The sequence below is a fragment of the Mesorhizobium sp. WSM4850 genome, from assembly GCF_055811735.1.
In genome coordinates, this window is the sequence record NZ_JBVVPV010000082.1 from 1 (window position 1) to 12,453 (window position 12,453).

General features: G+C 60.0%; 10 protein-coding genes and 1 pseudogene. 2 read left to right on the forward strand and 9 right to left on the reverse strand.

The genetic code is table 11. The features are described from left to right. Positions 1–843 precede the first annotated feature (843 nt). On the forward strand, positions 844–1,146 hold the full coding sequence (locus AC0L2Z_RS33920; protein WP_473630457.1) for a transposase-like zinc-binding domain-containing protein: 303 nt from the start codon (positions 844–846) through the stop codon (positions 1,144–1,146). 1,147 nt (positions 1,147–2,293) lie between these two features. Beyond that, a pseudogene (locus tag AC0L2Z_RS33925) lies at positions 2,294–2,407 on the forward strand (hypothetical protein); the annotation flags it as partial. 349 nt (positions 2,408–2,756) lie between these two features. On the opposite strand, the gene fcl reads toward AC0L2Z_RS33925, so the two are convergent. From fcl to AC0L2Z_RS33970, 9 genes are all read right to left on the reverse strand, one after another. Beyond that, positions 2,757–3,725, reverse strand: a complete 969-nt coding sequence (gene fcl, locus AC0L2Z_RS33930; protein ID WP_473630458.1) for a GDP-L-fucose synthase — start codon at positions 3,723–3,725, stop codon at positions 2,757–2,759. Positions 3,726–3,740: 15 nt separating this feature from the next. Next, positions 3,741–4,811, reverse strand: a complete 1,071-nt coding sequence (gene gmd / locus AC0L2Z_RS33935) for a GDP-mannose 4,6-dehydratase (RefSeq protein ID WP_473534396.1) — start codon at positions 4,809–4,811, stop codon at positions 3,741–3,743. A gap of 610 nt (positions 4,812–5,421) precedes the next feature. After that, the gene (locus tag AC0L2Z_RS33940; protein ID WP_473534397.1) at positions 5,422–6,210 is read right to left on the reverse strand and encodes a hypothetical protein; all 789 of its coding nucleotides are present in this window, start codon (positions 6,208–6,210) and stop codon (positions 5,422–5,424) included. A 41-nt stretch (positions 6,211–6,251) separates the two neighbouring features. After that, positions 6,252–7,589: an NAD(P)H-dependent oxidoreductase gene (locus tag AC0L2Z_RS33945; protein WP_473630459.1), complete on the reverse strand. Its 1,338-nt coding sequence runs from the start codon at positions 7,587–7,589 to the stop codon at positions 6,252–6,254. Positions 7,590–7,635: 46 nt separating this feature from the next. Continuing rightward, a complete protein-coding gene (rfbC, locus tag AC0L2Z_RS33950; protein ID WP_473630460.1) occupies positions 7,636–8,169 on the reverse strand; it encodes a dTDP-4-dehydrorhamnose 3,5-epimerase in 534 nt (177 codons plus the stop codon). Between the two features lie 103 nt (positions 8,170–8,272). Then, positions 8,273–9,355, reverse strand: coding sequence for a GHMP family kinase ATP-binding protein (locus AC0L2Z_RS33955; RefSeq protein ID WP_473630461.1), 1,083 nt, complete (start codon positions 9,353–9,355; stop codon positions 8,273–8,275). Between the two features lie 32 nt (positions 9,356–9,387). After that, positions 9,388–10,443, reverse strand: coding sequence for an NAD-dependent epimerase/dehydratase family protein (locus AC0L2Z_RS33960; RefSeq protein WP_473630462.1), 1,056 nt, complete (start codon positions 10,441–10,443; stop codon positions 9,388–9,390). After that, positions 10,436–11,704: an HAD-IIIA family hydrolase gene (locus tag AC0L2Z_RS33965; protein ID WP_473630463.1), complete on the reverse strand. Its 1,269-nt coding sequence runs from the start codon at positions 11,702–11,704 to the stop codon at positions 10,436–10,438. Before AC0L2Z_RS33965 ends, AC0L2Z_RS33960 begins: the two co-directional genes overlap by 8 nt. After that, positions 11,701–12,318, reverse strand: a complete 618-nt coding sequence (locus AC0L2Z_RS33970) for an SIS domain-containing protein (protein ID WP_473630464.1) — start codon at positions 12,316–12,318, stop codon at positions 11,701–11,703. Before AC0L2Z_RS33970 ends, AC0L2Z_RS33965 begins: the two co-directional genes overlap by 4 nt. Positions 12,319–12,453 lie beyond the last annotated feature (135 nt).

Genomic DNA, 12,453 nt, shown 5'->3' on the forward strand with positions numbered 1-12,453 from the left:
CTGCCTGGGTGATCGGTAAATCCGCGACGTGGTCCTCAATGCGTCCTGCAAACCGCAACCGCACAATGAGTTCGCATAACATGTGGGCCGTACGCGCGTAGGCGTCCCGTCTCCCGACGTTGGTGACCCATTCCCGGTAGATCGCAGCGTCGTGCGATTTTTCTAAGGGGACGGCCCGATAGCAGTTCGGGGTGACTATCGGGCCGCCGCGCCAAGCCAGTGGAGGGCGTGGGGGCCGTTTAGTTTCACCGGCTGGGGCGAATTATATGCCATTTCATGCATCATTGCTAATTTAGTAAAATGGTCATGGTCCATTCCCCTAGCCATCAAATCGGATGAGCCTAGACTCGAACCTGTGCGCAAACGAGTGAGTGCCGGACCCGGCCGGCTTGAGTTCATTCCTCCGATGATGCCTACCTTGCGGGACAGCGTTCTTTTCTGCAGACCACCCGCCAAATCGAGGAATGGCGGGTGGTCGCATATCAGCGCAGGAAGGGACTTTGCTGCGCAGATCTCAAGTTGGGCCCCTAGCTAATGATGCTTCCTATCGCCAGGAATGTGATCGATAGGGCGAACACCGGAGCGAGTAGCCAACGAGCTTGGTGGACACTATTCTCCATGTCTCTCCTCCTGTGAGCACATGGCGAGCAACGATCGGCCGGCAGTCGCGGTTCCCGGGCTGCACCCAGCCCTGTCCTTTGCGATAGCAAGGTCCGACTTAGGTCCCACCTTTCAGGGACCGAAGCCCAATCAAGGAACGTTTGAGGCCGTCCGAGGCTGTGGGGCTGGCGCGAAGACGATGCCGTTCAGCGCAACAGAACTCACGCAAAGCGAAGTCCTGCAATGTGTCTCTCTCAAAGGCTTTCCTTGGTTGGTCTGACCTTCCTATGCCCGCAGTGCAACTTCACCATCATCAAGAACGGCAGCTGGTTTCGGGGCGTTTCCCGTTATCGGTGCGAGGGATGCGGACGCGAGATCCGGATTACCTATCCCGACAAGATTCGATCTTCCATAAGCACGCGCACTTGGCCACGCGCCCGCCGGGGGCTTTGGAATCACGTTCGGTTCGGGGCGCGTGAAAGGCTCCATTGCACCGGGAAGCCGGATCAGCTTCGCTCATCGGAATGTCTCACTCAGATTGCTTGAAAGATCCCACGGCCAGTCTTGACGAGCAAGGGAAATGTTCCTTATTCGTTATACGTTCTCATGGCGCACGATCCGATTGACGCGCTGGGCAAAGCGCTCCATAGCCGATCATCGTTTGCGCACCGGTTGCCTTAAGTACATCGGCGCCGCTGGTGCCGTACAAGGTGCTTTCGCTGGTGTCGCCGGAAGAGGGACAGTCCCGGTCCCAGACCCAGTGTAGGTCCCGGTCGTGCCAGTCGTCGGGGGAGTGAGGTGGCCCGTGACGGTGTCGCCGCTATTTGCCTTTTGATAGAGCTGCATCTGCATCGACGAAGGGTGGAGCTATCGAGAGTCGTATGCCATCCGGTCGCGTTCGAATTCGCGACCTGATTGCTCATGGTCACTTCCATCGGTTCATTCGGAATCGGCGCCTGCGCGCTGGTCAGTTGCCCGATCTGCGGCGAGCCGCCAGTGACGAACGAGCGAAGGGGTCGGAATTGTATTTTGTATCCATGGCCATGGCGCGTGGCCTTCATTGGTGGCCATCCCGTCCCGAAATGGTCGAGCACGGGTTGACGGGCGAGGCTCTGCCTTATCGTGAGCCTCGCCGCCAGCGTTCAATGGCCAGTATTGCTGCGCTGCAGGAGAACTTCTTTGATGGCAAACGGGACGAAAGCGATCGAACGCAACGAAGAGACGGAGATCTTGGTTTGCCGACGCAGCGCCTCGAACCGTCTGCGGCTCCGGCATTGCATTCGCAAAATGGCTGGGCTGTTTCCAACTTCTTATCCAGGCCCTCGAGAACGAGCCGATCACCATCTACGGCTCCTAGCTGCTAACGATCGCGATCCATCAAAGAACGGCCGCTTTGGATCAGGCTGCGCCACAGCCAGCTCGCCGCGAAACGACCGAAACGGATCGCTGACTGGGCGCGACTGGCCAGCCGATTGGCTAACTCTGCTGTGTTTCGGCGTGGAATAGGGAGTCTGACTCAAATTCGATGATTTTGCATGACGGCTGGTCCTGTTTTCTGAGGGGAATCAGCACCATGACGAACATTTTGCGTTTGTCGTCCCTGATCCCGGCCGGATCAATCTTCGAGAGTACCGCCGAGGGCGAGGACGTGATCGTGATTTGAGCGCGCGCTGGAGTCAAAGAGCGGGTTTGTCCGCTGTGCGGAAAGTCATCGAGCCGCGTCCATAGCCAATATGTCAGGACGGTTTCGGACCTGCCGTGGCAAGAAGATCGAGCTTCGACTGGTCGCAAGACGCTTCGTCTGTAGTCCACCGCTCTGCCGACGACGGATATTTGCCGAACGGTTTGATGACGGAGTTGTCGCGGAGAGATCCCGCCGGACCTCGTGTCTGGAATGTGTCGTTCACCATTTGGGGCTGGCGCTCGGCGGCAGGCCGGCCACGAGCATTGCCAAACGGCTGGTGGTGCCGGTCAACAATGATACTCTGTTGCGACCTGGATCGCGTGCGGCAACGCCTTCGCCGCCGCTTCGCCATAACCGCCGCCGCGGTCACGTGCGATTGTTCCGATCTCCTGATGATCAGTGAGCCATGCATGATTCCGGTGATCGGCGGCTTCACTACGTCTTGTGCGGTAGACCGGCGTCGCCTCACCGCCTATACGGCCTTCAGCCGCAGATCGCCAATATCGGTGTGCGACTTGAACCAGGCATATGTCAGCTCCAGGCCTGCACGAAGCGTATACTTTGGTCGCCATCCGGTTGCGAACAGCTTGCTGACGTCCATCAGCTTGCAAGGTGTCCCGTCTGGCTTTGCCGAGTCCGTCTGGATCTCTCCCGTGAAGCCAATGACGTCGGCGATAAGCATTGCGAGGTCCAGGATGGAGATATCCTGGCCCGAACCGACATTGAGGTGGCCGTCGGCAGAGTAAGTCTTGAGCATGTGGACAATGGCGTCGGCGGCATCGTCCACGTGGAGGAATTCGCGTCTCGGTCTGCCGGACCCCCAGATCGTCAGGCTCGGTTCTCTCCCGATCTTCGCGTCGTGGGTCCTGCGCATGACTGCGGGGACAACGTGGCTATTCTCCGGGTCGAAGTTGTCGCCTGGACCGTATAGGTTACAGGGCATTGCCGAAACATAATCGGCACCGTACTGGCGGCGGTAGGCCTGACACAGCTTGAGACCGGCGAGCTTGGCGATAGCGTACCACTCGTTGGTGGGTTCCAAGGGGCCTCTGAGAAGCGCGTCTTCCGGTATCGGCTGTTGCGCCAGCTTCGAGTAGATGCAGGATGAGCCCAAGAACAACAGTCTGTCAACCTCACACCGGAACGCGGCGTGGATGACATTCGTTTCGATCAGCAAGTTGTCGAGCAGGAAATCGGCCGGATAGCGATCGTTGGCGAGAATCCCGCCGACCTTTGCGGCTGCAAGGACCACGGCGTGGGGCCTGGTTTCTGTCATCCAGCGATACACGGCGTCCTGATTTCGAAGGTCGAGAACGTCGCGCGGAGCCATTAGGACCTCGCAGTTTTCCTCCTCCAATCGCCGCGCCACGGCCGAGCCGACCATGCCGCGGTGGCCAGCCACGAATACGCGTTTTGCGTCGAGCCGATAAGTGTAGTCCATGACCGGTGGCCCACTCTAGACGCTACTGTCCATGTGCCAGCTCTCTCGCTCCAGACGTTTCAGATCGGCGGCCACCATTTCCGCCACGAGGTCGCTGAACGTCGTCTTAGGCGACCAGCCGAGCTTTGAGCGGGCTTTCGCCGGATTTCCCATCAGGAGATCGACGTCCGTCGGACGGAAATGGCGTGGGTCGACTCGGACGAGGATCTCTCCTGTCTTGCCATCCCGGCCGATCTCGTCCACCCCCTTACCTTCCCAGACGATGACGCGGCCGACTGCCCGAAAGGCACGTTCCACGAACTCGCGCACCGAATGGATTTCGCCCGTGGCGAGGACGAAGTCGTCAGGCTCGGCGTGCAGAAGAATCCGCCACATGCCCTCCACATAGTCGCGAGCATGCCCCCAGTCGCGTTTCGCGTCCAGATTTCCAAGATAGAGGGTGGACTGAAAGCCCCGCTCGATACCTGCAACCGCACGTGTGATCTTGCGGGTCACAAACGTCTCGCCGCGCGTGGGACCTTCATGATTAAACAGTATGCCATTGGAAGCGAACATTCCGTACGCTTCACGGTAAGTGATCGTGATCCAATAGGCATAGAGTTTGGCCGCCGCATAGGGAGAGCGCGGGTAGAACGGCGTCTTCTCCGTCTGGGGCACCTCCTGGACTTTGCCGAACAGCTCGGAGGTTGACGCTTGATAAAAGCGCACCCGCTCTTCCATCTTCAGGATGCGTATGGCTTCAAGCAGCCTGAGTGTGCCAAGGGCATCGGCGTTGCCGGTATATTCCGGCGTCTCGAAGCTTACCTGGACATGGCTTTGGGCCGCAAGATTGTAGATTTCGGTAGGGCACGTCTGCTGAATGATACGAATGAGATTGGTCGCATCGGTCAGGTCGGCGTAGTGGAGAAAGAAGCGTGCGTCCGGTTCGTGCGGATCGACGTAGATGTCGTCGATGCGTTCGGTATTGAAGGAGGAGGATCTGCGTTTCAGTCCGTGGACAGTATAGCCTTTCTCCAGCAGCAGTCTTGCAAGGTAGGCACCGTCCTGACCGGTCACACCAGTTATGAGCGCAATGCGATCTGTCATCGTGTCCCATCCAATCGTTGAGGGCTGTGGTGGCGCCGTCGAGCTACGGTCCGCCCCCGCACTCCTCAAATGAAAGGCGAAAGCGCTGTGTTCGACCAGAGTGTCATTGTGGGAGGCACGCCACCAAACGGAGGTAATCCCACCGCTCAATGCCCGTCACAGCTACTTCCCGTGCGTCCCCTTTCTGCTTGGCTAGCCTCGTCGGACGTAGCCGCCCGCCGCGAGCCGTCAGTTCACAAGCGCTTGCGCCCATGCTGCCGTCGGCAATGCCGAACATGTGGGTCGTTTGACCAGTGCGGCGCGGCCATGCCGGCTGAGAAACGTTCGCGTCCAGCCTGTATCTCGGGTCACCTGGCAAGCGTGGCGTCGGGGCGCTTGTTGCCGACGATCCCCGCCACCGACGGTGGCTTGTCGAAGTTCTCGTAAGGCTTGTTATCGCGTCAGCAAAAATGACAATTCGTGCCCGCAGGAGAAACCGTGGAGGGGCCTTATCCAGCTGCCGGATTTTTGACCTGTTGCATTGAGGTAATTCGCCGCTGTTGCGAACCCTTCAGCATGATTGTTGTTGCTTGGCCAAGATGACGTTTCCTGGCCGGCTTCACACCAGTTCCTACTGGAGAAGCCCTTTGGCAAGTTCGCGCAAGTCCTGAAACGCAATAACAAGGTATGAGACCAGAAAGCTGCACAGATAGAAGCTTGGTGCGGCGCCGCGCTCCCACCGGAGAAACAAGGCGCCGAGTTCAAGGCTCGGGCGCGTTTGTGCTAGCCATGCCAGGGTCGCGGCCAAGGCGAGGCTACCCAGAGCATTGGTCGGGTAATGCAGCCCCAAGTAGACTCGCGCAAGCTCTATTACCAAGGTGCAGGCCAGGGCGAGGAGTCCAAGTTCGAAGCGAACGAGAAGAATGGCGATCGCTAAACCCGCGAACAGAACCGCTCGCTCACTGGGGAACCCGGGGCTGCCGGCGAACGGCGCTGAGCGCAGGACGGCAGCGTCGCCCAGAACCTCCGGGATATGAAGCCCAAGTGCGGCGTCAAAAATCGGCTTTGGCGTCGTCGGCAGAGTGCCCTGCAGGAAATGCGCGACGAGCGCCGCGAGGACAGCTGCGCAGACGCCGCTCACCAGCCTTGCCCTCGATTCCGGCCTGTCATGGGCGAACCAGCAATACCAAAGCAAGGACACAACTATAGCGCCCTCGGTTGTTGGGTAGACGGCACCGAAAGCGAGCCGGCTGGCGAAGGGCTGATTGCTCGCTACGGTGTTAATGGCCTTTACGAGGGGCCTGTCGATCCAATCCGGGTTAAGGGCCAGGAAAGTCGTACCCACAAAGAGGAGGCAAAGCGCGGCGGCATGCTTCAGGTAATGGAAGTCGGATAGCATTCGCGCCATCGGTTCGGCCATCTCGAACCTCCTCGGGCTCGGTCTGCGGAACATCCCGCTAACTAAGCGGTTGTAAGAACCTCGCGCTGCGGTGACGCGGCAGAGCTGCCGAAGAAGACAAGATCCTGCGCCCGGCGCAGCGCGTCGCACAGCCGCCCTATCGGAAGATCGATGTCGTCATAGCCGAGCACCTCGTCGCGCTTGACGTCGCGCAGCAGTCGGCAGCCCTCGGCGAGCCCGATCGGCACAAGCCGCTCGGCGTGCACCGTCCGCGCGTTCTCGCAGAGGCCATAGGTCATGTAATGTCCGAGGCCATCGAGGATCTCTCCGGCACTAAGGTCCCGCTTGGCGGCGGCCACCACGTCAACGGTCGGCGCGCCCAGGGGCGCAATCGCAGCATCGCGGAAGATCGCGGCCCTCGCCACTGTGAAGGGCACCTCGAAATGACACAGATGATAAGGCCAATAGAAACAGTAGAGCGGCCCGGGGCCCATCTTGTAGAGTGACAGATAGTGTTTCTCAACGGCATTCTCTGTGGTGCCAAGAACGAAGACGCCGGGGTTGGGCATGGCGCCGACACAATAATCAACTATCCCCGGCCCCTCGAGGAGCTGATTGAGCGGATACCAGCCGACCGCCTCCTGGATCGGGGTCCCGGGCTCGACCACAGGCCCGTACATGCCGCGCTTGGCCACCAGCATGCCTGTGGCGTTGGCGACGATGGCGTTCTCGAATGAGATCTTCGTGCCGTCCGCGAAGGAGGTGACCATCGGGGCCTTCATCCCCCACTTCTTGGCAAATCCCTCCTGGGTCGTCGGATTTCGGTAGGGATCGTGCAGGCCCTTGATGTTCCCGCAAAGCACGGGACGGATGCCCAGGCCCCTGACCCAACGGTAGAGGTTCATGATGACGCCCGGCTGATCCCCCTCCACATTGGTGAGGACCACGCCTGCCTGGTCGGCATACACTTTCAGGATTGGGCCGATCGTGCCGTCGAGTTCGGCATTCATCAGGGCGACATGCTTGCCGTGCCCGATCGCGCGCATTGTGACGTGGGCAGCGAACTCGATCGCGCCTGTCGCCTCGACGACGATGTCGATGCCTTCGGCCTCGCAAATGTGCATCGGGTCCGCCGTGATCGCGCGGCGGCCGCGGGCCACGAGATCCTTAAGCGCTTTGGTGCTGGTCGCCTCCGTCACATCGTCCGCGCCTGCAGCGGCATAGGCCTCTCGCGCCTTTTCCACGTGTCTGTTGGAAATGGCTACGAGTTCCATGCCCGGAACATATCGCAGCATCTGCATCGCGATGCCTCGGGCCATGAAACCGGCCCCCACCATACCCACGCGAATTGGACGCCCCTCAGCCTGGAGCAACTCCAACTCCCTGTCGACGATGAACATTTGCGTCTCCTCTGTAGCGCTCCCGCAAGTTCGTCGCCGAGAAAGGTCAGTCGGCGTAGTCCGGCCAAGTTCGGTCCTTATCTGAGATCACCGCCGGCTCATCCACTGGCCACTTCACGGCGAAAGCAGAATCGTTCCAACGAACACCGCGTTCGGCTGCCGGTGCATAGAATTCGGAGACGAGATACGTGGCCTCGGTTTGGTCCTCAATGGTGAGAAAAGCATTCGCGCAGCCCTTCGGTATCACCAGCATCCGTTGGTTCGCCGCGGAAAGTTCCACAGTGAGGTGCTGCTTATAGGTGGGCGACTCGGGCCGCAGGTCGATCAGCACGTCGTACAAGCTGCCCCGGATGCAGCGAAGCATCTTGTCCTCGCCATGGGGAGCCAGCTGGTAGTGGAAGCCGCGCAGTGTATGCTTGTGCCTGTTGTATGAAATGTTCATCTGCACGACATGATCCGGAAGCCCCTGCTCGGCAAATTCCCGCGAACACCAGCCGCGCGCGAAAAAGCCCCGCTCGTCTTCGAATTTCTGCAGTTCCGCCAGGGTGGCGCCGGGAATACCGGTCTTTGTAAAAAGCATCGTAGATCCATTGATCAAATGAGTGTCACGCCGGGTCGCATCTCCGACGCTCTCCTGAGGGTTGCTCGCGCCGGCGGTCCGCTTGTGCGATCGCGGGACGGCATTAGACTTGCGCCGGATGCAAGAGGCGCGAGCCGTGGACTTCATAGCCGATAGGCACATAGGCTAGGTGTGAGAGTGCGCGTCTTACGCTTTCCCGGCGTTCCGGCTTGACCGCGAACATAAGGAATCCGCCGCCGCCGGCGCCGCACAGCTTGCCGCCTTCCGCACCTGCGTCCCTGGCGAGGTCGTAGTGGCCATTGATCGCCGCGTTACTCACGCGGGATGCCAAACTCCGCTTCATCTCCCACCCTGCGTGAAGAACGGCACCGAAGCGTTCTATGTCGATGACGGGCTCCGAAAAGATCTCCTGAAGCATGAAGGCATCGTCCCGCATCCGCCTGAGCGTATCGAGATTGCTTGACGTGTTCGCCTTCTGCTCCGCCAGCACGGAACTGGCCGGTCGCTGATGCGATGTCCAGAACATCATCAGGTTGCTGAAGAGATGTTCGACGGCGCCATTGCGCACCCGCTGCGGCTCGACCGTTACCGCGCCGCCAGGCTGGAAGCGGAACAGGTTCATGCCCCCGAACGCGGCGGCATACTGGTCCTGCTTGCCAATCGGCTCCTTGAGGATGTGCATCTCGATGTGACATGCCTCTTCGGCGAGTTGGCCAGGGGTGACACGTTCTCCCCGGAATGCATGCAGGGCGTTGAGCAGTCCCACCGTGAACGAGCTCGACCCCCCCATGCCCGTCGAGGCCGGCATGTCTCCGACCGTCGAGATGTAAATCGGCGGTTCGATCTCCAGGAAACGCAGGCATTCGCGAGCGATGTTGTTCTTGATCTCCTCTATGGTGTTTACCTGCTCTGTCTGTGAATAGTTCAAGCGGATGGGTTCATTAAAGATCTCGCTGTGACGCTTGACGGTGACATAGATGTATTTGTCCACTGCCGCACTGAAGACCGCGCCGCAATCGCGATTGTAGAAATCGGGCAGGTCGGTACCGCCGCCAGCAAAACTGACGCGCAAAGGCGTGCGCGTCAGGACGAGAGACGGTAGACGCTGTGCAGCGCGATTGGTGATGGTCGGAAGGTCCAGTCCTGAGTTGCGCCCCACGGCTTTGGTATCGTCTAGCTGTTCCATATTTTGCCCCTCGAACACCATCGGAATGAAAATTAGGCAACACGCGGCTGTGCGGTTCGCCAACGCAGCTGATCATCGAGCATCCCCGCGTTGAGCAAATGATTGAGCCAGCGCAGCCGCGTGAACCGCTTGTCGGCAAAGTCTTCAAATCTAAGTGCGATCGAGCGGAACGCCTCGTAAAGCTCCTGCGCTCCCTTTCGCGCCGTCGACTGAAACTCGAAATCCGGGAAAGTCCGTGAGAACTTGGTGAAGTCCGCCTTGTAGGTCCTTTGGTCCGCGCCCGGCTTCGGTGTCATTGTGAGCTGCGCGCCGGGGACGGCCTCAACGGCGATCTCCGCTATCTCGCGCACCTGAAGATTGAGGCCTTCAACACCCATGTTGAACGCCTCATTGTGAATGTCCTGTAGCGGCGCCTCCAGCATCAATTTGAAATAGCGCGCGACATCCTGGACATGAACCACGGGCCGCCATGGCGTGCCATCGCTGTGGACTTCGACACGTCCAGTTGTGAAGGCGCTGCCCATGAAATTGTTCAGCACGGTGTCGAAGCGCATTCGCGGCGAGAGACCATAAACGGTGCCGTTGCGGCAATAGACGGGCGAGAACCGGTCGTCCGCCAGCGCGCGCAGCGCTTCTTCGGCAGCAGCCTTCGATCTTGCGTACTCTGTCTGCGGCGCCAGCGGGGCGGTTTCGTCGACGACGGCGGCTTTCGACATGCCATACATGATGCAGGAGGAGGAAAATAGGAACCGCCGGATGCCGGCCGCCTTGGCCATCGTGGCCAGACGAACTGTCCCTTGCGCATTGATCTGCCTCGTCCAATCCGCGTTGAGATTTCCGATCGGGTCGTTCGAGAGTGCCGCCAGATGGATCACCGCGTCAAAGCCCTGGAGATCCGGGGGTTCGATGGCGCGCAGATCCTTTGTGATCTCGGGCACACTGGTATTGTCGGCTCCCAGGGTGCACGCATGAAAATATCCCATGTCCAGCCCGACCACCTCATAGCCCGCCGTCTGCAACACGGGCACCATGACAGAACCGAGATATCCATTGTGTCCGGTGACGAGAACGCGTGTTGGTTCATTCATGTCTGCCCTGCTCCGCTTTCGAAAGGAGTTGACGGGTGAGGTCCAGAAGCGAGCATTGCTCGCTTACTTGCGCATATAGGCAGTCCGCGGCTTCGGCCGCTTGACGGTCACGATCGTCATCGCCGACAAAGAGTGTGCGTGTGAGGTCGAGATCAAAGTCGCGCTGTGCCTGATACAGCATGCCGGGTTTGGGCTTGCGGCAGTCGCAGCCGTCGTCCCACCCGTGTGGGCAGTGGTAGATCTCCGCGATTTTGCCGCCGACGGCTTCGGACTCGGCGCACATACGCTGGTGAAGCGCCTCGAGATCAGCGGCGGTCATCGCTCCGCGCGCTATCCCTGCCTGGTTCGAGATGATGATTACGCGGTAGCCGGCCTCGTTCAGAAGGGCCAACGCCTGCTTTGCACCCGGAACCCACTCCCACTGGTCCCATGAACACACATATTGAGCCCGTGGCGGTCTGCGGTTGAGTACGCCGTCCCTATCTACGAGCAGGGTTTTTTCGCGCCTCATAAAGCGCTCCGTCGCGGGTAGACGCTCGATCGAGCCCACGCTGTAATAGCGGTGCTCGCTCACGAAGCCGGCGAGGCGATGCTGCGTCGCGAGCGGCGTGTAGATGGCCTCCTCGAAGAGGGCGTCCTCGTCGGGCAGGAGTTCGAGGGCGAGATCGGTCAGTATGGCATAGCTGATCTCGACTCCCTGCAGCCCGGGCGTGGTGCGGAGCCGGTCGAAGACGGTCACATTGTCGTCCGCATCAAGGATCACGCTGCCGCGTGAATAGCCGTCCTTGTTGCTGTAGACCGTGATCATTCCAGGCTTGCCGGCCGCACAGAAGCGTTGCCACAGCCGCTCCATGCGCATCGGCCAGTAATTGTCACAATACAGCAGCAGGAAGCACGGATCTATGAGGTGACGGGCATTGGATACCCGGCTGCTGGTGAGGTCGTCGGGACGGGTGACGGCATATTCGATACTGAGGCCCAACCTGCTGCCGTCGCCGAAGTGGTCCATCACCACATGGGGCAAATACCCGAGTAGAAGAAGAACCCTTTCGAACCCCTCCTGCCGCAGCTGTTCGATCTGGTATTCCAAAAAAGGCCGGCCGAGCACGGGCACCATTGGTTTCGGCCGGTCGAGTGTGATCGGCCGCATGCGCGTGCCACGCCCGCCGGCCAGGATGACCGCCTGGCGCGGCCGGCTGTAGGTGCGGCCCTCGACATCTGCCTTTTGCAGGCGGGGAGAGCTCGGCAGGACAATATTCATTGACCGCGCTCCGGTCGGTCGGCGACGAGGTATCGCGTGATGGCATGACAGATCGCGGCGTGGGCGTCCTCGACGAGTTCGTAGGTGCCTTTTTCAGACCGCACCCATACTGGCTGATCGACGAGCCCTTTAAGCGTGCCGCCGTCAAAACCGACAATGCCGATGGTGGCTACCTTCCTTTCGCGAGCGAGTTCGACTGCCCGCACGAGATTAAACGAGTTCCCGCTGGCTGAAATCACTATGAGCACGTCACCCGGCTTGGCGAAGTTCTCCATCTGGCCGGCAAAGATGCGCTCGTAGCCTTCGTCATTGCCGAGCGCCGTTATCCAGGAGACGTTGTCTGTCAGGCCCATGACCCGGATTGGCCGCCTTCCCGAGCGTTTCGTGGCCTTACCGAGGTCATTGACCCAGTGGGAGGCGGTCGCTGCGCTGCCGCCGTTGCCGGCGACGAAGACTGTGCCGCCTGCATCGCGTACGGCGCGCAGCATCTGTATCGCCTCCTCCACGGCATCCGTATCGATCTGCGCCAATGCGATGCACAGCGATGCCAGATAATCCTGCGCGAATTCTTTGGGCTGCAACCAGAGGGCATCATCCGCGAACATTTGCGACATCTCACCACTCCCTGATCGATCGCGAGCTCTGTCACCTCGATTGCTGATAGGTGAGCTCCATCACAGCCTGCGAGCACTTCGAGTTCAATTGCTATTCCGACGGGAAGCTGGCGGGCGGCGCGCTCACCAGAGGTA